General features: G+C 66.0%; 31 protein-coding genes. 30 read left to right on the top strand and 1 reads right to left on the bottom strand.

Features of this window, described 5'->3' with window-relative positions:
- Positions 1-11: 11 nt before the first annotated feature.
- From rplB to truA, 27 genes are all read left to right on the top strand, one after another.
- Positions 12-848, top strand: a complete 837-nt coding sequence (gene rplB / locus QA861_RS41820; protein WP_006376052.1) for a 50S ribosomal protein L2 — start codon at positions 12-14, stop codon at positions 846-848.
- Between the two features lie 12 nt (positions 849-860).
- Positions 861-1,142 (top strand): 30S ribosomal protein S19, encoded by a 282-nt coding sequence (gene rpsS / locus QA861_RS41815; RefSeq protein ID WP_006376029.1) that lies wholly within the window; start codon positions 861-863, stop codon positions 1,140-1,142.
- 42 nt (positions 1,143-1,184) lie between these two features.
- On the top strand, positions 1,185-1,532 hold the full coding sequence (gene rplV, locus QA861_RS41810; RefSeq protein ID WP_006376023.1) for a 50S ribosomal protein L22: 348 nt from the start codon (positions 1,185-1,187) through the stop codon (positions 1,530-1,532).
- Positions 1,532-2,380, top strand: a complete 849-nt coding sequence (gene rpsC, locus QA861_RS41805) for a 30S ribosomal protein S3 (RefSeq protein ID WP_334594132.1) — start codon at positions 1,532-1,534, stop codon at positions 2,378-2,380. The genes rplV and rpsC overlap by 1 nt, the downstream gene beginning before the upstream one ends.
- Before the next feature lie 5 nt (positions 2,381-2,385).
- Positions 2,386-2,805: a 50S ribosomal protein L16 gene (gene rplP, locus QA861_RS41800; RefSeq protein WP_006376050.1), complete on the top strand. Its 420-nt coding sequence runs from the start codon at positions 2,386-2,388 to the stop codon at positions 2,803-2,805.
- Positions 2,805-3,029 carry a 50S ribosomal protein L29 gene (gene rpmC / locus QA861_RS41795; RefSeq protein WP_005481220.1) on the top strand — a complete coding sequence of 75 codons (225 nt, stop codon included), beginning with the start codon at positions 2,805-2,807 and terminating at the stop codon, positions 3,027-3,029. Before rplP ends, rpmC begins: the two co-directional genes overlap by 1 nt.
- Positions 3,029-3,316 carry a 30S ribosomal protein S17 gene (gene rpsQ, locus QA861_RS41790; RefSeq protein WP_053746345.1) on the top strand — a complete coding sequence of 96 codons (288 nt, stop codon included), beginning with the start codon at positions 3,029-3,031 and terminating at the stop codon, positions 3,314-3,316. Before rpmC ends, rpsQ begins: the two co-directional genes overlap by 1 nt.
- Before the next feature lie 107 nt (positions 3,317-3,423).
- A complete protein-coding gene (rplN, locus tag QA861_RS41785) occupies positions 3,424-3,792 on the top strand; it encodes a 50S ribosomal protein L14 (RefSeq protein WP_006376015.1) in 369 nt (122 codons plus the stop codon).
- 2 nt (positions 3,793-3,794) lie between these two features.
- The gene (gene rplX, locus QA861_RS41780) at positions 3,795-4,118 is read left to right on the top strand and encodes a 50S ribosomal protein L24 (protein ID WP_334594131.1); all 324 of its coding nucleotides are present in this window, start codon (positions 3,795-3,797) and stop codon (positions 4,116-4,118) included.
- Complete coding sequence (gene rplE, locus QA861_RS41775; RefSeq protein ID WP_006376054.1) at positions 4,118-4,675, top strand: 50S ribosomal protein L5; 558 nt, start codon at positions 4,118-4,120, stop codon at positions 4,673-4,675. Before rplX ends, rplE begins: the two co-directional genes overlap by 1 nt.
- Positions 4,676-4,680: 5 nt before the next feature.
- Positions 4,681-4,866 carry a type Z 30S ribosomal protein S14 gene (locus tag QA861_RS41770; protein ID WP_003948630.1) on the top strand — a complete coding sequence of 62 codons (186 nt, stop codon included), beginning with the start codon at positions 4,681-4,683 and terminating at the stop codon, positions 4,864-4,866.
- A 220-nt stretch (positions 4,867-5,086) separates the two neighbouring features.
- A complete protein-coding gene (rpsH, locus tag QA861_RS41765) occupies positions 5,087-5,485 on the top strand; it encodes a 30S ribosomal protein S8 (protein ID WP_334594129.1) in 399 nt (132 codons plus the stop codon).
- A 21-nt stretch (positions 5,486-5,506) separates the two neighbouring features.
- Positions 5,507-6,046, top strand: a complete 540-nt coding sequence (gene rplF, locus QA861_RS41760; protein ID WP_334594127.1) for a 50S ribosomal protein L6 — start codon at positions 5,507-5,509, stop codon at positions 6,044-6,046.
- A gap of 3 nt (positions 6,047-6,049) precedes the next feature.
- Positions 6,050-6,436 carry a 50S ribosomal protein L18 gene (gene rplR, locus QA861_RS41755; protein ID WP_053746342.1) on the top strand — a complete coding sequence of 129 codons (387 nt, stop codon included), beginning with the start codon at positions 6,050-6,052 and terminating at the stop codon, positions 6,434-6,436.
- A gap of 70 nt (positions 6,437-6,506) precedes the next feature.
- Positions 6,507-7,112 carry a 30S ribosomal protein S5 gene (gene rpsE / locus QA861_RS41750; protein WP_307164917.1) on the top strand — a complete coding sequence of 202 codons (606 nt, stop codon included), beginning with the start codon at positions 6,507-6,509 and terminating at the stop codon, positions 7,110-7,112.
- Entirely contained in the window at positions 7,112-7,294 is a 183-nt protein-coding gene (rpmD, locus tag QA861_RS41745) for a 50S ribosomal protein L30 (protein ID WP_055553514.1), read from the top strand. Before rpsE ends, rpmD begins: the two co-directional genes overlap by 1 nt.
- A gap of 2 nt (positions 7,295-7,296) precedes the next feature.
- Positions 7,297-7,752, top strand: a complete 456-nt coding sequence (rplO, locus tag QA861_RS41740) for a 50S ribosomal protein L15 (protein WP_334594123.1) — start codon at positions 7,297-7,299, stop codon at positions 7,750-7,752.
- 243 nt (positions 7,753-7,995) lie between these two features.
- A complete protein-coding gene (gene secY / locus QA861_RS41735; RefSeq protein WP_334595019.1) occupies positions 7,996-9,315 on the top strand; it encodes a preprotein translocase subunit SecY in 1,320 nt (439 codons plus the stop codon).
- On the top strand, positions 9,315-9,977 hold the full coding sequence (locus tag QA861_RS41730; protein WP_334594121.1) for an adenylate kinase: 663 nt from the start codon (positions 9,315-9,317) through the stop codon (positions 9,975-9,977). Before secY ends, QA861_RS41730 begins: the two co-directional genes overlap by 1 nt.
- A 170-nt stretch (positions 9,978-10,147) precedes the next feature.
- Entirely contained in the window at positions 10,148-10,984 is an 837-nt protein-coding gene (map, locus tag QA861_RS41725; protein WP_334594119.1) for a type I methionyl aminopeptidase, read from the top strand.
- A 633-nt stretch (positions 10,985-11,617) separates the two neighbouring features.
- Positions 11,618-11,839 (top strand): translation initiation factor IF-1, encoded by a 222-nt coding sequence (infA, locus tag QA861_RS41720; protein ID WP_003948620.1) that lies wholly within the window; start codon positions 11,618-11,620, stop codon positions 11,837-11,839.
- 60 nt (positions 11,840-11,899) lie between these two features.
- Positions 11,900-12,013 carry a 50S ribosomal protein L36 gene (gene rpmJ, locus QA861_RS41715; RefSeq protein WP_003998809.1) on the top strand — a complete coding sequence of 38 codons (114 nt, stop codon included), beginning with the start codon at positions 11,900-11,902 and terminating at the stop codon, positions 12,011-12,013.
- Between the two features lie 197 nt (positions 12,014-12,210).
- The gene (rpsM, locus tag QA861_RS41710) at positions 12,211-12,591 is read left to right on the top strand and encodes a 30S ribosomal protein S13 (protein ID WP_006376031.1); all 381 of its coding nucleotides are present in this window, start codon (positions 12,211-12,213) and stop codon (positions 12,589-12,591) included.
- Between the two features lie 69 nt (positions 12,592-12,660).
- Positions 12,661-13,065 (top strand): 30S ribosomal protein S11, encoded by a 405-nt coding sequence (gene rpsK / locus QA861_RS41705; RefSeq protein WP_006376016.1) that lies wholly within the window; start codon positions 12,661-12,663, stop codon positions 13,063-13,065.
- Positions 13,066-13,216: 151 nt separating this feature from the next.
- A complete protein-coding gene (locus QA861_RS41700) occupies positions 13,217-14,245 on the top strand; it encodes a DNA-directed RNA polymerase subunit alpha (RefSeq protein WP_334594117.1) in 1,029 nt (342 codons plus the stop codon).
- Between the two features lie 181 nt (positions 14,246-14,426).
- Entirely contained in the window at positions 14,427-14,933 is a 507-nt protein-coding gene (gene rplQ / locus QA861_RS41695; protein ID WP_319090388.1) for a 50S ribosomal protein L17, read from the top strand.
- 69 nt (positions 14,934-15,002) lie between these two features.
- Positions 15,003-15,848, top strand: coding sequence for a tRNA pseudouridine(38-40) synthase TruA (gene truA, locus QA861_RS41690; RefSeq protein WP_334594116.1), 846 nt, complete (start codon positions 15,003-15,005; stop codon positions 15,846-15,848).
- Between the two features lie 105 nt (positions 15,849-15,953).
- Here truA and QA861_RS41685 read toward each other — a convergent pair whose 3' ends face one another.
- Positions 15,954-16,868, bottom strand: a complete 915-nt coding sequence (locus QA861_RS41685) for a hypothetical protein (RefSeq protein WP_334594115.1) — start codon at positions 16,866-16,868, stop codon at positions 15,954-15,956.
- 381 nt (positions 16,869-17,249) lie between these two features.
- Here QA861_RS41685 and rplM point away from each other — a divergent pair, with 381 nt between their 5' ends.
- From rplM to glmM, 3 genes are all read left to right on the top strand, one after another.
- The gene (rplM, locus tag QA861_RS41680; RefSeq protein WP_006376008.1) at positions 17,250-17,693 is read left to right on the top strand and encodes a 50S ribosomal protein L13; all 444 of its coding nucleotides are present in this window, start codon (positions 17,250-17,252) and stop codon (positions 17,691-17,693) included.
- A gap of 42 nt (positions 17,694-17,735) precedes the next feature.
- Positions 17,736-18,272: a 30S ribosomal protein S9 gene (rpsI, locus tag QA861_RS41675; protein WP_334594113.1), complete on the top strand. Its 537-nt coding sequence runs from the start codon at positions 17,736-17,738 to the stop codon at positions 18,270-18,272.
- A gap of 232 nt (positions 18,273-18,504) precedes the next feature.
- On the top strand, positions 18,505-19,863 hold the full coding sequence (glmM, locus tag QA861_RS41670) for a phosphoglucosamine mutase (RefSeq protein ID WP_334594112.1): 1,359 nt from the start codon (positions 18,505-18,507) through the stop codon (positions 19,861-19,863).
- The last annotated feature ends 80 nt before the right edge of the window (positions 19,864-19,943 follow it).

Raw genomic sequence — 19,943 nt, 5'->3', positions numbered from 1 at the left:
AGGACTGAGAAATGGGAATCCGCAAGTACAAGCCGACTACGCCGGGCCGCCGTGGCTCCAGCGTCGCCGACTTCGTCGAGGTCACGCGGTCCACGCCGGAGAAGTCGCTGGTTCGCCCCCTGCACAGCAAGGGCGGCCGTAACAATTCCGGTCGTGTGACCGTTCGCCACCAAGGTGGCGGACACAAGCGCGCCTACCGCGTGATCGACTTCCGTCGTCACGACAAGGACGGCGTGCCGGCGAAGGTCGCGCACATCGAGTACGACCCCAACCGCACCGCGCGCATCGCGCTGCTGCACTACGCGGACGGCGAGAAGCGCTACATCCTCGCCCCCCGTAACCTGTCGCAGGGTGACCGCGTCGAGAACGGTCCTGGGGCCGACATCAAGCCGGGCAACAACCTGGCGCTCCGCAACATCCCGGTCGGTACCACGATCCACGCGATCGAGATCCGTCCCGGTGGCGGCGCCAAGTTCGCCCGCTCCGCCGGTGCCTCGGTGCAGCTGCTGGCGAAGGAGGGCACGATGGCCCACCTTCGTATGCCCTCCGGTGAGATCCGCCTGGTCGACCAGCGCTGCCGCGCCACGGTCGGCGAGGTCGGCAACGCCGAGCAGAGCAACATCAACTGGGGCAAGGCCGGCCGTAAGCGCTGGCTTGGCGTCCGTCCGACCGTTCGCGGTGTGGCGATGAACCCGGTTGACCACCCGCACGGTGGTGGTGAAGGCAAGACCTCCGGTGGACGTCACCCGGTCTCGCCGTGGGGTCAGAAGGAGGGTCGTACTCGTTCGCCGAAGAAGGCTTCGAACAAGTACATCGTCCGCCGCCGCAAGACGAACAAGAAGCGCTAGGAGCGGGTTTAGATGCCGCGTAGTCTCAAGAAGGGGCCCTTCGTCGACGACCACCTCATCAAGAAGGTGGACGTACAGAACGAAGCCGGTTCCAAGAACGTCATCAAGACCTGGTCCCGTCGCTCGATGATCATCCCGGCCATGCTCGGCCACACGATCGCGGTGCACAACGGCAAGACCCACATTCCGGTGTTTGTCACCGAGTCGATGGTCGGCCACAAGCTCGGCGAGTTCTCGCCGACGCGCACCTTCCGGGGTCACGTCAAGGACGACCGGAAGTCGAAGCGCCGCTAACGCGGGGTGGAATCGACCATGACAGACACTGGAAGGACAACCATGGAAGCCAGGGCCCAGGCGCGGTACATCCGCGTCACGCCCATGAAGGCCCGCCGCGTGGTGGACCTTATCCGTGGCATGGATGCCACGGAGGCTCAGGCGGTCCTGCGTTTCGCCCCGCAGGCCGCGAGCGTGCCGGTCGGCAAGGTGCTTGACAGCGCCATCGCCAACGCCGCACACAACTACGACCACACCGACGCCGACAGCCTCGTCATCACTGAGGCGTACGTCGACGAGGGTCCGACCCTGAAGCGGTTCCGTCCGCGTGCCCAGGGCCGCGCCTACCGGATCCGCAAGCGGACCAGCCACATCACCGTGGTCGTCAGCAGCAAGGAAGGTTCCCGGTAATGGGCCAGAAGGTAAACCCGCACGGGTTCCGACTCGGCATCACCACCGACTTCAAGTCGCGTTGGTACGCCGACAAGCTGTACAAGGACTACGTCGGTGAAGACGTCGCCATCCGTCGGATGATGACGTCCGGCATGGAGCGCGCCGGCATCTCGAAGGTCGAGATCGAGCGCACCCGTGACCGCGTCCGCGTCGACATCCACACCGCGCGTCCGGGCATCGTCATCGGCCGCCGCGGCGCCGAGGCCGACCGTATTCGCGGCGACCTGGAGAAGCTGACCAAGAAGCAGGTCCAGCTCAACATCCTCGAGGTCAAGAACCCCGAGCTCGACGCCCAGCTGGTCGCTCAGGCTGTTGCTGAGCAGCTGTCCTCCCGCGTCTCCTTCCGGCGTGCCATGCGTAAGAGCATGCAGTCGTCGATGAAGGCCGGCGCCAAGGGCATCAAGATCCAGTGCGGTGGCCGTCTCGGCGGCGCCGAGATGTCCCGCTCGGAGTTCTACCGCGAGGGCCGTGTGCCCCTGCACACGCTCCGCGCGAACGTCGACTACGGCTTCTTCGAGGCCAAGACGACCTTCGGCCGTATCGGTGTGAAGGTCTGGATCTACAAGGGCGACGTCAAGAACATCGCCGAGGTCCGCGCCGAGAACGCTGCTGCCCGTGCGGGTAACCGCCCGGCCCGCGGCGCTGCCGGTGGCGGCAGCGACCGTCCGGCCCGTGGTGGTGGCCGTGGTGGCGAGCGTGGCGGCCGCGGCCGCAAGCCGCAGCAGGCTCCCGCTGCCGAGGCCCCCAAGGCCGAGGCTCCGGCGGCTGCCGCTCCGGCTGCTGAAAGCACCGGAACGGAGGCCTGACCGAAATGCTGATCCCCCGTAGGGTCAAGCACCGCAAGCAGCACCACCCGAAGCGTCGTGGCATGTCCAAGGGCGGTACCACGGTCTCGTTCGGCGAGTACGGCATTCAGGCCGTCACGCCGGCTTACGTGACCAACCGTCAGATCGAGGCTGCCCGTATCGCGATGACCCGCCACATCAAGCGTGGCGGCAAGGTCTGGATCAACATCTACCCGGACCGCCCCCTCACGAAGAAGCCTGCCGAGACCCGCATGGGTTCCGGTAAGGGTTCTCCCGAGTGGTGGATCGCGAACGTGCACCCGGGCCGGGTCATGTTCGAACTGTCATACCCCAACGAGAAGATCGCTCGTGAGGCCCTCACTCGCGCAGCCCACAAGCTGCCGATGAAGTGCCGGATCGTCAAGCGCGAGGCAGGTGAAGCGTGATGTCGGCCGGTACCAAGGCGTCCGAGCTGCGCGAACTGGGTGACGAGGAGCTTCTCAACAAGCTCCGCGAAGCCAAGGAAGAGCTGTTCAACCTCCGCTTCCAGGCGGCGACCGGTCAGCTCGAGAACCACGGTCGGCTCAAGGCCGTCCGTAAGGACATCGCGCGGATCTACACCCTGATGCGTGAGCGCGAGCTGGGCATCGAAACGGTGGAGAGCGCCTGATGAGCGAGAGCAACGTGACTGAAGAGACCAACACGAGCCGCGGTTTCCGCAAGACCCGTGAGGGTCTGGTCGTCAGCGACAAGATGGACAAGACCGTCGTCGTCGCTGTCGAGGACCGCGTGAAGCACGCGCTGTACGGCAAGGTCATCCGCCGTACGAACAAGCTCAAGGCTCACGACGAGCAGAACGCTGCCGGCGTCGGCGACCGGGTCATCATCATGGAGACCCGTCCGCTGTCCTCGACGAAGCGCTGGCGCATCGTCGAGATCCTCGAGAAGGCCAAGTAAGTCCTCCTGCGGGCATCCTCGCAGGGAAGTTCCGCCAGGCTCGGTGAGCTCCGTAGAACAACACCTGCGGAGCTCGCCGGGAACCGGCAGACAATCAGGAGATAGACGTGATCCAGCAGGAGTCGCGACTGCGTGTCGCCGACAACACTGGTGCGAAGGAAATCCTTTGCATCCGTGTCCTCGGTGGCTCCGGTCGCCGCTACGCGGGCATCGGCGACGTCATCGTCGCCACCGTCAAGGACGCGATCCCCGGTGGCAACGTGAAGAAGGGTGACGTCATCAAGGCGGTCATCGTTCGCACCGTCAAGGAGCGTCGCCGTCCCGACGGCTCGTACATCCGCTTCGACGAGAACGCCGCCGTTGTTCTCAAGAACGACGGCGACCCTCGTGGCACCCGTATCTTCGGCCCGGTGGGCCGGGAGCTGCGCGAGAAGAAGTTCATGAAGATCATCTCGCTCGCGCCGGAGGTGCTGTAAGCATGAAGATCAAGAAGGGCGACCTGGTTCAGGTCATCACCGGTAAGGACAAGGGCAAGCAGGGCAAGGTCATCGCGGCCTTCCCCCGCGAGGACCGCGTCCTGGTCGAGGGTGTCAACCGGGTCAAGAAGCACACGAAGGCCGGCCCGACGGCAAAGGGTTCGCAGGCCGGCGGCATCATCACGACCGAGGCGCCCGTCCACGTCTCCAACGTCCAGCTGGTCGTTGAGAAGGACGGCAACAAGGTTGTCACGCGTGTCGGTTACCGCTTCGACGACGAGGGCAACAAGATCCGCGTTGCCAAGCGGACGGGTGAGGACATCTGATGACTACCACCACGACTCCGCGTCTCAAGACGAAGTACCGCGAGGACATCGCGGGCAAGCTGCGTGAGGAGTTCTCCTACGAGAACGTCATGCAGATCCCCGGCCTCGTCAAGATCGTGGTCAACATGGGTGTGGGCGACGCCGCCCGCGACTCCAAGCTGATCGAGGGCGCCATCCGCGACCTCACCACGATCACCGGTCAGAAGCCGGCCGTCACCAAGGCCCGCAAGTCCATCGCGCAGTTCAAGCTGCGCGAGGGTCAGCCGATCGGTGCCCACGTCACGCTTCGTGGCGACCGCATGTGGGAGTTCCTGGACCGCACCCTGTCGCTCGCGCTTCCGCGCATCCGCGACTTCCGTGGTCTGTCTCCCAAGCAGTTCGACGGCCGTGGCAACTACACCTTCGGTCTCACCGAGCAGGTCATGTTCCACGAGATCGACCAGGACAAGATCGACCGCACCCGGGGTATGGACATCACCGTGGTGACCACGGCGACCAACGACGCTGAGGGCCGCGCGCTCCTCCGTCACCTCGGCTTCCCCTTCAAGGAGGCGTAAGCGAGATGGCGAAGAAGGCTCTGATTGCCAAGGCTGCTCGTAAGCCCAAGTTCGGTGTACGTGGCTACACGCGCTGCCAGCGCTGCGGCCGTCCGCACTCCGTGTACCGCAAGTTCGGCCTCTGCCGCGTGTGCCTTCGTGAGATGGCTCACCGTGGCGAGCTGCCGGGCGTGACCAAGAGCTCCTGGTAATCCCCGCTTTCTAGGGATACCCGAAGCTCTCGGTAAGCAATGGGCGTGTCAGGCGCCCACCCTTTCATGGCTTAGGCTTGGAGGGTTGGGCGCCTGATTGCCGCCCGTACGACTTACTACGCCGTAGGTCCCCCGCACCGCACCCGTCCCGCCACTGAGTGAGTGGGGAGAGGGATGGCGCATCCAGGAAACCCCGGCGAGAGAGGCCGAAGGCCAATTCATGACCATGACTGATCCGATCGCGGACATGCTGACTCGTCTGCGTAACGCGAACTCGGCATACCACGACGACGTCGCGATGCCGCACAGCAAGATCAAGTCTCACATCGCGGAGATCCTCCAGCAGGAGGGCTTCATCACGGGCTGGAAGGTCGAGGACGCCGAAGTCGGCAAGAAGCTCGTCCTCGAGCTGAAGTTCGGCCCGAACCGTGAGCGCTCCATCGCGGGCATCAAGCGGATCTCCAAGCCCGGTCTCCGGGTTTACGCGAAGTCCACCAACCTGCCGAAGGTGCTCGGCGGCCTGGGCGTGGCGATCATCTCCACGTCGCACGGTCTCCTCACTGGACAGCAGGCCGGCAAGAAGGGCGTAGGCGGAGAAGTCCTCGCCTACGTCTGGTAGAAGGGAACGGAGGAAACAGCTATGTCGCGTATTGGCAAGCTCCCCATCACGGTTCCCGCCGGCGTGGACGTCACCATCGACGGCCGTACGGTCCAGGTGAAGGGCCCCAAGGGCGCCCTCTCTCACACCGTCGCTGCGCCGATCGACATCGCCAAGGGTGAGGACGGCGTTCTCAACGTCACCCGCCCCAACGACGAGCGTCAGAACAAGGCCCTGCACGGCTTGTCCCGCACGCTGGTGGCGAACATGATCACCGGCGTGACCCAGGGTTACGTGAAGAAGCTCGAGATCAGCGGTGTCGGTTACCGCGTGGCGGCCAAGGGTTCGACCCTTGAGTTCGCGCTCGGCTACAGCCACTCGATCACTGTCGAGGCGCCCGAGGGCATCTCGTTCAAGGTCGAGAACCCGACCCACTTCTCGGTCGAGGGCATCGACAAGCAGAAGGTCGGCGAGGTTGCGGCCAACATCCGCAAGCTGCGCAAGCCCGACCCGTACAAGGCCAAGGGTGTCAAGTACGAGGGCGAAGTCATCCGCCGCAAGGTCGGAAAGGCGGGTAAGTAAGCCATGGCATACGGTACGAAGATCGCTAAGGGCGACGCTTACAAGCGTGCTGCCATCAAGCGGCGTCACATCCGGATCCGTAAGAAGGTCAACGGAACGGCTGAGCGTCCCCGCCTGGTTGTAACCCGCTCGAACCGCCACATCGTGGCCCAGGTCATCGACGACATCCAGGGTCACACCCTGGCGTCGGCGTCGACCCTGGACGCTTCGATCCGCGGTAACGAGGGCGAAGACAAGTCGGCGCAGGCCGGCAAGGTCGGCGCACTCGTCGCCGAGCGCGCCAAGGCCGCCGGTGTCGAGGCCGTCGTGTTCGACCGTGGTGGCAGCCGGTACGCCGGGCGTATCGCCGCCCTGGCCGACGCCGCCCGCGAAGCCGGGCTCAAGTTCTGAGCCGCCCGTCGCGCTCGCGGCCTTGTGTCGCGGCGCAGCGTAGCTAGCGGAAAAAGAGAGAGGTAATCCAATGGCTGGACCCCAGCGCCGTGGAAGCGGTGCCGGTGGCGGCGAGCGGCGGGACCGGAAGGGCCGTGACGGTGGCAACGCTGCCGCCGAGAAGACCGCGTACGTTGAGCGCGTTGTCGCGATCAACCGCGTCGCCAAGGTTGTGAAGGGTGGTCGTCGCTTCAGCTTCACTGCGCTCGTCGTAGTGGGCGATGGCGATGGCACCGTCGGTGTCGGTTACGGCAAGGCCAAGGAGGTGCCGGCCGCGATCGCCAAGGGTGTTGAAGAGGCCAAGAAGCACTTCTTCAAGGTCCCCCGTATCCAGGGCACCATCCCGCACCCGATCACGGGCGAGAAGGCCGCGGGCGTCGTCCTGCTCAAGCCTGCTTCCCCCGGTACCGGCGTTATCGCCGGTGGCCCGGTGCGTGCTGTCCTGGAGTGCGCCGGCGTTCACGACATCCTGTCGAAGTCGCTCGGCTCGTCCAACGCGATCAACATCGTGCACGCGACCGTGGCGGCCCTCAAGGGCCTGCAGCGTCCCGAGGAGATCGCGGCTCGCCGTGGTCTGCCCCTCGAGGACGTCGCCCCCGCGGCTCTGCTCCGTGCGCGTGCGGGAGCGGGTGCGTAATGGCTCGCCTCAAGGTCACGCAGACGAAGTCGTACATCGGCAGCAAGCAGAACCACCGTGACACCCTGCGCTCCCTTGGTCTCAAGGGCATCAACACGCAGGTCGTCAAGGAGGACCGCCCCGAGTTCCGCGGAATGGTTCACACCGTCCGCCACCTCGTGACGGTTGAGGAGGTCGACTGATCATGGCGGAGAACAACCCGCTCAAGATCCACAACCTCCGTCCTGCCCCGGGCGCCAAGACCGCCAAGACCCGTGTGGGTCGTGGTGAGGCGTCGAAGGGTAAGACGGCTGGACGTGGTACCAAGGGCACGAAGGCTCGTTACCAGGTTCCGGCGCGTTTCGAGGGTGGCCAGATGCCCCTCCACATGCGTCTCCCGAAGCTCAAGGGCTTCAGGAACCCGTTCAAGACCGAGTACCAGGTCGTGAACCTCGACAAGCTGGCGTCGCTGTACCCGGAGGGTGGCGAAGTCACCGTCGAGGGGCTCGTCGCCAACGGTGCGGTTCGCAAGAACAGCCTCGTCAAGGTCCTCGGCCAGGGCGAGATCTCCGTGGCGCTGCAGGTGACGGTCGACGCCGTCTCCGGCTCCGCCAAGGAGAAGATCACCGCCGCCGGCGGTACCGTCACCGAGCTGCTCTGAATACCACAGGCGTCTCGATGACTTGAGCGATCCCTACCGGGGATACCCCACAAATGGGGTATCCCCGGTTGGTCGTTCCTAGGAAGCTTGGTCGCCGGTAAGGTGGCCAGCACTGTCAAGTTGAGTCCGTTGTGTTCACAAGGAACTCCGGACGCCTCTTGGCTGTTAGTTATCTGTCAACGTATTCGTCGAACCTCAAAACCGTCACCTCTACGCAGTAGCGCGGGGGTCGCAGGAGGCACCGTGCTCACCGCGTTCGCCCGGGCGTTCAAGACGCCCGACCTGCGCAAGAAGCTGCTCTTCACGCTCGGCATCATCGTGGTCTATCGGGTGGGTACGCACATCCCGATCCCAGGTGTCGACTATCAGAACGTCCAGACGTGTATCGACGTCGCCGCGAAGGGTGGAAACCAGGGCCTGTTCGGCCTGGTCAACATGTTCAGCGGCGGGGCACTGCTGCAGATCACGATCTTCGCGCTGGGCATCATGCCGTACATCACGGCGAGCATCATCCTGCAGCTGCTGACGGTGGTGATCCCGCGTCTGGAAGCCCTCAAGAAGGAGGGCCAGGCGGGCACGTCGAAGATCACGCAGTACACCCGTTACCTGACAGTGGCTCTCGCCATCCTCCAGGGCACCGGCCTGGTCGCCACCGCGCGCAGCGGTGCGCTCTTCAGCGGCTGCCAGGTCGCCAGCGAGATCGTCCCGGACCAGTCGATCTTCGTGACCGTCACCATGGTCATCACCATGACCGCCGGCACCGCCATGGTCATGTGGCTCGGTGAGCTCATCACCGACCGCGGTATCGGCAACGGCATGTCCATCCTGATGTTCATCTCGATCGCCGCCACCTTCCCGGCCGCGCTGTGGACCATCAAGACCCAGGGCACCCTGGCGGGCGGCTGGATCGAGTTCGGCACGGTCATCGCCGTCGGCCTCGTCATGGTCGCGCTGGTGGTCTTCGTCGAGCAGGCTCAGCGCCGTATCCCGGTCCAGTACGCGAAGCGCATGATCGGGCGCCGGTCCTACGGCGGTACGTCGACGTACATCCCGCTCAAGGTCAACCAGGCCGGCATCATCCCTGTGATCTTTGCCTCGTCACTGCTCTACATCCCCGCGCTGGTCGCGCAGTTCTCCGGCGGCAACTCCGGCTGGGAGACGTGGATCAAGCAGAACCTGACCAAGGGTGACCACCCGATTTACATCGCCACGTACTTCACGCTGATCGTTTTCTTCGCGTTCTTCTACGTCGCCATCTCCTTCAACCCCGAAGAAGTAGCCGACAACATGAAGAAGTATGGTGGCTTCATCCCGGGCATCCGGGCTGGTCGGCCGACTGCTGAGTATTTGAGCTACGTACTCAACCGGATCACCTGGCCAGGTTCGCTGTACCTGGGTCTGATCGCTCTCGTACCGACGATGGCGTTGGTTGGTTTCGGGGCAAACCAGAACTTCCCGTTCGGCGGGACCAGCATCCTCATCATCGTGGGTGTCGGTCTTGAGACCGTGAAGCAGATTGAGAGCCAGCTCCAGCAGCGCAATTACGAAGGGTTCCTCCGCTGATGCGAATCGTCCTCGTCGGGCCGCCTGGTGCCGGGAAGGGAACGCAGGCCGCGTTCCTCGCCAAGAACCTGTCGATCCCGCACATCTCCACGGGCGACCTCTTCCGGGCCAACATCAGCAAGCAGACGGATCTCGGGAAACTCGCGAAGTCCTACATGGACGCGGGCAACCTGGTGCCGGACGAGGTCACGATCGCCATGGCCAAGGACCGCATGGAGCAGTCCGACGCGGTGAACGGCTTCCTGCTTGACGGCTTCCCGCGGAACGTCTCGCAGGCCGAGGCGCTGGACGAGATGCTGAAGGCCGAGTCCATGAAGCTGGACGCGGTCCTCGACCTGGAGGTCCCCGAGGACGAGGTGGTCAAGCGCATCGCCGGCCGCCGCATCTGCCGTAACGACTCGGCGCACGTCTTCCACGTGACGTACCAGCCGCCGAAGGCCGAGGGCGTCTGTGACGTCTGCGGCGGCGAGCTGTACCAGCGGGACGACGACTCCGAGGAGACGGTCCGCAAGCGGCTGGAGGTCTACCACACCCAGACCGAGCCGATCATCGACTACTACAAGGTCCAGGGCCTCGTGGTGACGATCTCGGCGCTGGGCAAGGTGGAGGACGTCACGGGCAAGGCGATGGCCGCGCTCAAGGGTGACGGCGAGGGCGAGTAGTCCTGCTGGTTTTACGTCGGACAGCCGCGGTTTCCTGTCAGGGGACCGCGGCTGCTGCATTGGGGTGGGGCCCCGTATCGTTGGCGTTGGCTTGTTGGCTTGCTGATTCCTTGGCTTTGTGTGTCCGTTCGCTTCCCCGACTGGTCGGTTCAGGAAAGGCCGTAGTTCCCATGGTGCAGATCAAGACCCCCGAGCAGATCGCCAAGATGCGCGAGGCGGGGCTTGTCGTCGCCGCCATCCACGCGGCCACTCGTGAGGCGGCCGTGCCGGGCGCCAGTACGAAGGATCTGGACCTGGTCGCGCGGAAGGTGCTCGCGGATCACGGCGCGAAGCCGAACTTCCTCGGGTACGGCGGGTTCCCGGCCACGATCTGCACCTCCGTCAACGAGGTCGTCGTCCACGGCATCCCGTCCGACGAGGTCGTGCTGAAGGACGGGGACATCATCTCCATCGACTGCGGCGCGATCATCGACGGCTGGCACGGGGACGCGGCGTACACGGCGTTCGTGGGGTCGGGGCACGCTCCGGAGCTGATCGAGCTGTCGCGGGTGACGGAGGAGTCGATGTGGGCGGGGATCGCCGCTATGAAGCTGGGGAACCGGCTGGTCGACATCTCGCGTGCGATCGAGACGTACATCCGGCGTCAGCCGAAGGCGGGTGGCGGCCGGTACGGGATCGTCGAGGACTACGGCGGCCACGGCATCGGTACGGAGATGCACATGGACCCGCATCTGCTGAACTACGTCGAGCGCAAGCGGGGGAAGGGGCCGAAGCTGGTTCCCGGGTTCTGTCTCGCGATCGAGCCGATGGTGTCGCTGGGTACGCCGAGGACCGAGGTGCTCGCGGACGACTGGACGGTCATCACGACGGACGGGACGTGGTCGTCGCACTGGGAGCATTCGGTGGCGTTGACGGAGGCGGGGCCGTTGGTGCTTACGTCTCCCGACGGGGGGGCGGCGAAGTTGGCTGAGCTCGGGGTGACTGCGGCGCCGGATCCGCTGGCGTAGGGGGTTTCTCGCCCCCGCCGCCCCTACCCGTCCCATCCCCAGGGGCCTCCGCCCCTTCGACCCGGCCAGGGGGCGCAGCCCCCTGAACCCCCTGACGGGGACTGCGTCCCCCTGTACCCCGCCTCGGGGAGCTGCGGCCCTCGGGCCTGCCGGCTCCGGTGCGGGCGGTGCCCGGGTTCCCTCTGGCGGGGACTGCGTCCCCTGCACCCCGCTTCGGGGCTGCTGGCTTGGGTGGGGGTAGTGCCTTGGTTCCCTTTGGCGGGAGCTGGGCTGCTTGGGTATGCCTGTCTCGGTGGGTGCCGGTCCATGGTTCGGCGTGCCGTGCTTCGGGGGTCCGCCTCTACCCGTGCGGGTGCTGACCGGGGGCCGCGTGCCGTCGCGGCCCCGGATTCCCTGGGGCCCGTTTTCGGGGCTGCCCGCCCTGCGGGCCGGTCTGGGAGGCCCCCGGGGTGCGGGTGTTGGAGTGTCGTGCCGGTTAAGGATCACGCCCGCGGGGCATTCTTCCTCGATTCGTCTTTCCGGGTGTGCTGACGTAGACTGACTCGTCGGCTCTCGTGCATCCGCATGTCCGCATGCGCCCCATCAAGGGAACGCATGGGAGTCGATCAAGGTAGTCGATTCGAAGGGCGAAGCGTGGCCAAGAAGCAAGGTGCCATCGAGATCGAGGGCACTGTCGTCGAGTCTCTTCCGAACGCCATGTTCAAGGTTGAGCTCCAGAACGGCCACCAGGTCCTGGCACACATCAGCGGCAAGATGCGTATGCACTACATCCGCATCCTCCCTGACGACAGGGTCGTGGTGGAGCTGTCTCCGTACGACCTGACGCGTGGCCGCATCGTCTACCGATACAAGTAGATCTTGCCCACGTCCCGTGCAAGCGGGGCCGCCGGCAACTGACCCGGAGAACCTCACCCCATGAAGGTCAAGCCGAGCGTCAAGAAGATCTGCGACAAGTGCAGGGTGATCCGCCGTCATGGTCGGGTCATGGTCATCTGCGAGAACCCGCGGCACAAGCAGCGCCAGGGCTGACGCACGACCCACCCTCTGCACCCGCAGAGATTCGCGCGACGCGAGCAGTACATGTTCATACGCAGAGCCCAGATCCGAAGGTTCAGTCAAGCGGATCTGATACCCCCGGTCGGAGGCCGGGGACCCAGTTCGTACCTCATACGGCGGCTGGGAAACGGCTTTGTGGAAGACCTCCGAACGACAACTGGAGCCATTGAATGGCACGCGTTTCCGGTGTTGACATCCCGCGCGAAAAGCGTGTGGAGGTCGCCCTCACCTACGTGTTCGGCATTGGCCGGACCCTTTCCCAGCTGACGCTGGCGGAGACGGGCATCGACCCGAACACCCGTGTTCGGGACCTCTCCGAGGAGCAGCTCGTCGCGATCCGCGAGTACGTGGACGCCAACATCAAGACCGAGGGTGACCTCCGTCGCGAGATCCAGGGCGACATTCGCCGGAAGATCGAGATCGGCTGCTACCAGGGTATTCGCCACCGCCGTGGCCTGCCCGTCCACGGTCAGCGCACCAGCACGAACGCTCGTACCCGCAAGGGCCCGCGTCGCGCCATCGCCGGCAAGAAGAAGCCGGGCAAGAAGTAGTCCTCAGCGGACAACGCTTCATCAGCGGTCTTCGCTGTAGGACCGACCACCTCCCTGTAGGAGATTTAGATGCCCCCCAAGGGTCGTCAGGGCGCTGCCAAGAAGGTGCGCCGCAAGGAAAAGAAGAACGTCGCTCATGGGCACGCCCACATCAAGAGCACGTTCAACAACACCATCGTCTCGATCACGGACCCCGCGGGCAACGTGATCTCCTGGGCCTCCGCCGGCCACGTCGGCTTCAAGGGCTCGCGCAAGTCCACCCCCTTCGCCGCGCAGATGGCCGCCGAGTCGGCCGCCCGCCGCGCGCAGGAGCACGGCATGCGCAAGGTTGACGTCTTCGTCAAGGGCCCGGGTTCGGGTCGCGAGACGGCCATCCGTTCGCTTCAGGCGACCGGTCTTGAGGTCGGCTCCATCCAGGACGTCACCCCCACCCCGCACAACGGCTGCCGTCCGCCCAAGCGCCGTCGCGTCTGATCTTCGGATCTTCAGACCTCCTGGTCTGACGCACGGTTGCTTGGCGGTTTGAGGTCTCGGGCGGTATGGCTCCTTGGAGCCGTATCGCCCGTACCCTTGTAGTACTAGTCGGGCATCAAATAGCGGGTGTCCATGACTGAAGGATTTCCACATGCTGATCGCTCAGCGCCCGTCCCTGACCGAAGAGGTCGTCGACGAGTTCCGCTCCCGGTTCGTCATCGAGCCGCTGGAGCCGGGCTTCGGCTACACCCTCGGTAACTCTCTCCGTCGGACTCTGCTGTCCTCGATTCCGGGTGCGGCTGTCACCAGCATCCGTGTCGACGGCGTTCTGCACGAGTTCACCACCGTGCCGGGTGTCAAGGAGGACGTCACCGACCTGATCCTCAACATCAAGCAGCTCGTCGTCTCCTCGGAGCAGGACGAGCCGGTCGTGATGTACCTGCGCAAGCAGGGTCCGGGTCTCGTCACCGCCGCCGACATCGCGCCGCCGGCCGGTGTCGAGGTGCACAACCCCGACCTGGTCCTCGCCACGCTCAACGGCAAGGGCAAGCTGGAGGTGGAGCTGACCGTCGAGCGCGGTCGCGGCTACGTCTCCGCTGTGCAGAACAAGCAGGTGGGTCAGGAGATCGGGCGCATCCCGATCGACTCGATCTACTCGCCGGTCCTCAAGGTCACGTACAAGGTCGAGGCCACGCGTGTCGAGCAGCGCACCGACTTCGACAAGCTGATCGTCGACGTCGAGACCAAGCAGGCCATGCGTCCCCGTGACGCCATGGCGTCGGCCGGTAAGACGCTGGTCGAGCTGTTCGGGCTCGCCCGTGAGCTCAACATCGACGCCGAGGGCATCGACATGGGTCCGTCCCCGACGGACGCCGCCCTCGCCGCCGATCTCGCGCTGCCGATCGAGGAGCTGGAGCTCACGGTTCGGTCGTACAACTGCCTGAAGCGTGAGGGCATCCACTCCGTGGGTGAGCTCGTGGCCCGCTCCGAGGCCGATCTGCTGGACATCCGCAACTTCGGTGCGAAGTCCATCGACGAGGTCAAGGCGAAGCTGGCGGGGATGGGTCTCGCGCTCAAGGACTCGCCTCCCGGGTTCGACCCGACCGCCGCGGTGGACGCCTTTGGCGCCGATGATGATGACGATGTGGACGCAGGGTTCGTGGAGACCGAGCAGTACTGACGGTTCGGGCTTCGCATACAGTTTTTGGGTGCGGGTGCGCTGTGGCTTGTCGCGCAGTTCCCCGCGCCCCTTCCGGGATCGCGCCTTCGGGGCTGCTCCCGGATCTCCGACGGGTGACCGCCCGCTCGGACACTGACTCTGGTACCTGATACGGCCGGGGCAGACAACAAGGAGAAAGATCATGCCGAAGCCCGCCAAGGGTGCCCGTCTGGGCGGCAGTGCCGCGCACGAGAAGCTGCTTCTTGCGAACCTCGCGAAGTCGCTCTTCGAGCACGGCAAGATCACGACCACCGAGGCGAAGGCGCGCCGGCTGCGTCCGTACGCCGAGCGTCTGGTCACCAAGGCGAAGAAGGGTGACCTTCACAACCGCCGTCAGGTGCTCCAGGTCATCACGGACAAGAGCATCGTGCACACGCTCTTCACCGAGATCGGCCCGCGCTACGAGAACCGCCCGGGTGGTTACACCCGTATCACCAAGATCGGTAACCGTCGTGGCGACAACGCGCCCATGGCTGTCATCGAGCTGGTGGAGGCCCTGACCGTGGCCCAGCAGGCCACCGGTGAGGCCGAGGCGGCGACCAAGCGTGCCGTCAAGGAAGACACCCTCAAGAAGGACGAGGCCGTCGAGGCCAAGTCCGACGAGGTCGTCGAGGACGCGGCTCCGGCCGAGGAGTCGAAGGACGCGTAAGCGTTCCTGAAAGCGGGTCCGTTCCTTTCCGGAGCGGGCCCGCTTTTGTGTTGCTGAGAGGATCTCTGTGTGAGCGACGACGTAGAGCCCGGGTTCGTACGGGTGCGGCTGGACCTTTCCTACGACGGCACCGCGTTCTCCGGGTGGGCCAGGCAGCCCGGCGGACGCAGGACCGTACAGGGGGAGATCGAGGAAGCCCTGCGGACGGTGACCCGGTCCGGGGAGGTCACGTACGACCTGACGGTGGCCGGGCGTACCGACACCGGGGTGCATGCGCGGGGGCAGGTCGCCCATGTCGATCTGCCGGTGGGGTTGTGGGACGAGCACCGGGAGAAGCTGCTCAAGCGGCTTGCCGGGCGGCTTCCCAAGGATGTGCGGGTGTGGCGGGCCGCTGAGGCGCCGAGTGGGTTCAACGCGCGGTTCGCCGCTCTGTGGCGGCGTTACGTCTACCGGGTCGGCGACCGGCCGGGCGGGGTGGACCCGCTGCTGCGGAACCATGTCCTGTGGCACGACTGGGAGTTGGATGTCGACGTCATGGACGCCGCTGCCAAGTCCCTGGTCGGGGAGCATGACTTCGCCGCCTACGCGAAGAAGCGCGAGGGGGCCTCGACGGTCCGCGAGATCCTCGACTTCGGGGTACGCCGACGGCTGGACGGCATCGTCGAGATCGAGGTCCGCGCCGACGCCTTCTGCCACAACCAGGTGCGGTCCATGGTCGGCGCGCTGCTGTTCGTGGGTGACGGGCACCGGACGGTGGAGTGGCCGCGGCGGGTGCTGGACGCGCGGGTGCGTGACAGTGCCGTGCATGTCGTACGGCCGTACGGGCTGACCCTTGAGGAGGTCGCCTACCCGGCGGACGACCAGCTCGCCGACCGGCAGCTGCAGGCTCGGCGGGTGCGGGGCCAGGTGCACTGACGTGACCTCCTGGGTTACGTAGCCCATGTGCGACGGCCTTCGCGCGATGGCCGACGATCAGTGATCGTCGGCCATCGAGGGGCGGGAGGAGACCTCTGGGGCGTACTACTGGCTCGCCGCCGAAGCCTGGGCCTCGCCGCGGCGCCTGATCTGGCGGAAGGCGAACTCGCCCAGGTCGTCGCCCGTGGTGAAGACGGCCGTGCTCTTAGTCGTCACGTCCTTGCCGTCGGTGAAGCCGGCAATCGTGAAGTAGGCGTAGCGGCCGTACGAGTTGGTGGTCGAGCGGCAGATCGCCGAGCGGCAGAACGTCGGGACACCGCCGCCGGAGAGGGACTCGACGATGCTCTTCTTGTCCGCCGTGGCCTTGACCTTCGTGGCCTGCGCCTCGGTGTCGAAGACGGCCACGCCGACCGTCACCGCGACGCCGTCCTTGCTGTAGGTGACGCGCAGGAAGCGCGTGCACCTGTTGTCCTTGAGGATCTTCGGAAGGGTGTTCTTCGCCGCCGACGCGCAGTTCGCCGTGTCCGCGGTAGGGCCCTTCTTGTAGAGGCGCTCGCCCATCGTCAGCTGTGTGCCGGGGAAGAGGGTGTCCGGCGTCAGCTCCGCCGTGTCCTTCTGCACACTGGATATGAAGTCCTTCGGATCCAGTGGCGGCGGCGCGCTCGTCGGCGCGAACGACGGCACCGTCGAGGCGGTGTCGCTGGGGATGTCCGCGGTGGCGGGCAGCCCTGAGGTCGGCTTGTTGGAGGCCTGGTTGTTGCCGTCGGCGTTGACCACGGCCATGGCGACGGCCGCGCCCACGCCGACGGTGGCCACCGCGGCCGTGACGATCAGCAGGAGTCTGCGGCGTCTGTTACGGGTCTCGGACGCGTCGGCGAGTGCCGCCCAGTCGGGGGCCTGGCCGCCGCTCTGACCGCCCCACGGCTGCTGCGGGGCCCGGCCGCTCTGGTCGTCCCACGGTTGTTGCGGGGTATTCGGTTTCCAGGGATCCCACTGAGGTCCCCCCTGCCCAAAGCTCATGCGCGCATCTTAGACGCCGTGCAACCCGTGTGCCGATGCGTCTCAGACCCTTCTCATGGGCCACGGGAGCAGCGGAGTCGGGGTCCCGGGTGGGGTTCCGGGTGGTTTCTCACACCCCGGCCCGGACTGTCCCCCGCGTCCCCGCGCCCGCCGATCCCGACCTCGTTTTGACCCGCCCGGGGCAGCGCGGGTAGCCTTGGCGTTCGTTATGCGTATCGGCTTGGTCGTTCTCACACGAGAGGCCCTTACGTAGGTTCCCTGGAGCAGTTTCCAGTGGGCGGCATACGGGCGCTGGTCCCGGCACTGTCGTCCCCAGCTGCACGATCGCTTCAGTGATGCCATGTGTCAGGACCCATCCACTGAAGAAGCGAAGGCTACGAAGTGCGTACGTTCAGCCCTAAGCCCGGCGACATCACTCGCCAGTGGTACGTCATCGACGCCCAGGATGTCGTCCTGGGTCGTCTGGCGACCACCGCCGCGAACATTCTGCGCGGCAAGCACAAGCCGATCTATGCGCCGCACGTCGACGCTGGTGACTTCGTCATCATCATCAACGCGGACAAGGTGCACCTCTCCGGCAACAAGAAGACCCAGAAGATGGCTTACCGCCACTCCGGTTACCCGGGTGGTCTGCGCTCCGTCCGCTACGACGAGCTGCTGGCCAAGAACCCCGAGAAGGCCGTCGAGAAGGCCATCAAGGGCATGATCCCCAAGAACACCCTGGGCCGTCAGTGCCTGTCGAAGCTGAAGGTCTACTCGGGCGACCAGCACCCCCACGCTGCCCAGCAGCCGGTGCCGTTCGAGATCACCCAGGTCGCGCAGTAGTTCCGGCCACCCCCTAAGACGTAGAGAATTCTGAGGAGAATCGTGGCCGAGACCACTGTCGAGCAGCCGCTCGACGAGAACGCTGACGCCGAGTTCGAGAACGCGGACGTCGAGAGCTACACCACCGAGTCCGAGGCGCCCCTTGCCGAGGGCGAGTACTCGGAGGCCCTTGACGGCCGCTTCGGCGACCCGCAGCCGGCCGCCGGCCTGGGCCGTCGCAAGAACGCCATCGCCCGCGTCCGGATCGTCCCGGGCACCGGCAAGTGGAAGATCAACGGTCGCACCCTTGAGGACTACTTCCCCAACAAGGTGCACCAGCAGGAAGTCAACGAGCCCTTCAAGGTGCTCGAGCTCGACAACCGCTACGACGTCGTCGCCCGCATCACGGGTGGCGGTGTCTCCGGTCAGGCCGGCGCCCTGCGCCTCGGCGTGGCCCGCGCGCTGAACGAGGCCGACGTGGACAACAACCGCGGCGCCCTCAAGAAGGCCGGCTTCCTCCGTCGTGACGACCGTGCGGTCGAGCGCAAGAAGGCCGGTCTCAAGAAGGCCCGCAAGGCCCCGCAGTACAGCAAGCGTTAATCGCTCCGCTGTTCTCGGACGTTTCACACGTCTCGTACGTATCGCCCCGGCGGCACTTTCCGTGCCGTCGGGGCGGTTCGTTTACCGGGGGCCTTGCCTAGCACAGGCTCACGGCACAGGTTTGAGGAACGACCCCTACAGCCTGGAAACAGGCACAGGGGATATACGTAGCCAGGTCCGGCATGGACACTCGGCACGAGCCGCACATTCCCAGCACCTTCGGAGGACACCAGTGGGACGACTCTTCGGCACGGACGGCGTGCGCGGTGTCGCCAACGCGGACCTGACAGCCGAGCTGGCTCTCGGCCTGTCCGTAGCGGCGGCCCACGTACTCGCCGAGGCGGGTTCCTTCGAGGGCCACCGGCCGGTCGCCGTGGTCGGGCGGGACCCACGTGCGTCAGGAGAGTTCCTGGAGGCCGCCGTGATCGCGGGCCTCGCCAGCGCGGGCGTCGACGTTCTGCTGGTCGGCGTGCTGCCCACCCCGGCGGTGGCGTTCCTCACCGCCGAACTGGGAGCCGACCTCGGTGTGATGCTCTCCGCCAGCCACAACGCCATGCCGGACAACGGCGTCAAGTTCCTGGCCCGCGGTGGCCACAAGCTCGACGACGAGCTGGAGGAGCGGATCGAGGCCGTGTACGAGGAGCACCGCACCGGCGCTCCCTGGGACCGTCCGACGGGCGGGGGCGTGGGCCGCGTCCGGTCGTACGACGAGGGCTTCGAGCGGTACGTCACCCATCTCGTCGGGGTCCTTCCGAACCGACTGGACGGTCTGAAGGTGGTGCTGGACGAGGCGCACGGCGCCGCCAGCCTGGTCTCGCCCGAGGCGTTCACGCGGGCCGGCGCCGAGATCGTCACCATCGGCGCGGAGCCGGACGGCCTCAACATCAACGACGGCTGCGGTTCCACCCACCTCGGCAAGCTCCAGGCCGCCGTTCTCGAACACGGGGCCGACCTCGGCATCGCCCACGACGGTGACGCGGACCGCTGCCTGGCCGTCGACCACACCGGTGCGGAGGTGGACGGCGACCAGATCATGGCCGTACTCGCGCTGGCGATGCGGGAGCGGGGTGTGCTGCGTGAGGACACCGTTGTCGCCACGGTGATGTCGAACCTGGGCTTCAAGCTGGCGATGGAGCGGGAGGGGCTGTCGCTGATCCAGGCGGCGGTCGGCGACCGGTATGTGCTGGAGGAGATGAAGGAGCACGGGTACGCGCTGGGCGGTGAGCAGTCCGGGCACGTGATCATCTCGGACCACGCGACGACGGGCGACGGGACGCTGACGGGGCTGCTGCTGGCGGCTCGGGTCGCGCAGACCGGTCGTACGCTGCGGGATCTGGCGTCGGTGATGGTGCGGTTGCCGCAGGTGCTGGTGAATGTGCCTGATGTCGATCGGACTCGGGTGGGGTCTTCCGCGGAGTTGGCTTCCGCGGTGGCGGAGGCCGAGCGTGAACTCGGTGCTACGGGGCGGGTGTTGTTGCGGCCTTCCGGGACCGAGCCGTTGGTTCGGGTGATGGTCGAGGCGGCGGATATCGATCAGGCTCGGTCTGTGGCCGGGCGGTTGGCGGATGTCGTGAAGTCGGCGCTCGGGTAGTTGGCGGGGCCGGGTTCGGGGTGGGGGATCTGGTTCGTTGCGGGCTGCCGGTTCGTTGTGGCTTGTCGCGCAGTTCCCCG

Source organism: Streptomyces sp. B21-083 (assembly GCF_036898825.1).
Classification (GTDB): domain Bacteria; phylum Actinomycetota; class Actinomycetes; order Streptomycetales; family Streptomycetaceae; genus Streptomyces.
The sequence above is the reverse complement of the archived record's forward strand: the minus strand, read 5'-3'. Positions and strand labels throughout refer to the sequence as shown.

Coding starts and splice junctions, on each gene's coding strand:
- rplB (WP_006376052.1), top strand. CDS start 12: ATGGGAATCCGCAAGTACAAGCCGACTACGCCGGGCCGCCGTGGCTCC.
- rpsS (WP_006376029.1), top strand. CDS start 861: ATGCCGCGTAGTCTCAAGAAGGGGCCCTTCGTCGACGACCACCTCATC.
- rplV (WP_006376023.1), top strand. CDS start 1,185: ATGGAAGCCAGGGCCCAGGCGCGGTACATCCGCGTCACGCCCATGAAG.
- rpsC (WP_334594132.1), top strand. CDS start 1,532: ATGGGCCAGAAGGTAAACCCGCACGGGTTCCGACTCGGCATCACCACC.
- rplP (WP_006376050.1), top strand. CDS start 2,386: ATGCTGATCCCCCGTAGGGTCAAGCACCGCAAGCAGCACCACCCGAAG.
- rpmC (WP_005481220.1), top strand. CDS start 2,805: ATGTCGGCCGGTACCAAGGCGTCCGAGCTGCGCGAACTGGGTGACGAG.
- rpsQ (WP_053746345.1), top strand. CDS start 3,029: ATGAGCGAGAGCAACGTGACTGAAGAGACCAACACGAGCCGCGGTTTC.
- rplX (WP_334594131.1), top strand. CDS start 3,795: ATGAAGATCAAGAAGGGCGACCTGGTTCAGGTCATCACCGGTAAGGAC.
- rplE (WP_006376054.1), top strand. CDS start 4,118: ATGACTACCACCACGACTCCGCGTCTCAAGACGAAGTACCGCGAGGAC.
- QA861_RS41770 (WP_003948630.1), top strand. CDS start 4,681: ATGGCGAAGAAGGCTCTGATTGCCAAGGCTGCTCGTAAGCCCAAGTTC.
- rpsH (WP_334594129.1), top strand. CDS start 5,087: ATGACCATGACTGATCCGATCGCGGACATGCTGACTCGTCTGCGTAAC.
- rplF (WP_334594127.1), top strand. CDS start 5,507: ATGTCGCGTATTGGCAAGCTCCCCATCACGGTTCCCGCCGGCGTGGAC.
- rplR (WP_053746342.1), top strand. CDS start 6,050: ATGGCATACGGTACGAAGATCGCTAAGGGCGACGCTTACAAGCGTGCT.
- rpsE (WP_307164917.1), top strand. CDS start 6,507: ATGGCTGGACCCCAGCGCCGTGGAAGCGGTGCCGGTGGCGGCGAGCGG.
- rpmD (WP_055553514.1), top strand. CDS start 7,112: ATGGCTCGCCTCAAGGTCACGCAGACGAAGTCGTACATCGGCAGCAAG.
- rplO (WP_334594123.1), top strand. CDS start 7,297: ATGGCGGAGAACAACCCGCTCAAGATCCACAACCTCCGTCCTGCCCCG.
- QA861_RS41730 (WP_334594121.1), top strand. CDS start 9,315: ATGCGAATCGTCCTCGTCGGGCCGCCTGGTGCCGGGAAGGGAACGCAG.
- map (WP_334594119.1), top strand. CDS start 10,148: ATGGTGCAGATCAAGACCCCCGAGCAGATCGCCAAGATGCGCGAGGCG.
- rpmJ (WP_003998809.1), top strand. CDS start 11,900: ATGAAGGTCAAGCCGAGCGTCAAGAAGATCTGCGACAAGTGCAGGGTG.
- rpsM (WP_006376031.1), top strand. CDS start 12,211: ATGGCACGCGTTTCCGGTGTTGACATCCCGCGCGAAAAGCGTGTGGAG.
- rpsK (WP_006376016.1), top strand. CDS start 12,661: ATGCCCCCCAAGGGTCGTCAGGGCGCTGCCAAGAAGGTGCGCCGCAAG.
- QA861_RS41700 (WP_334594117.1), top strand. CDS start 13,217: ATGCTGATCGCTCAGCGCCCGTCCCTGACCGAAGAGGTCGTCGACGAG.
- rplQ (WP_319090388.1), top strand. CDS start 14,427: ATGCCGAAGCCCGCCAAGGGTGCCCGTCTGGGCGGCAGTGCCGCGCAC.
- QA861_RS41685 (WP_334594115.1), bottom strand. CDS start 16,868: ATGAGCTTTGGGCAGGGGGGACCTCAGTGGGATCCCTGGAAACCGAAT.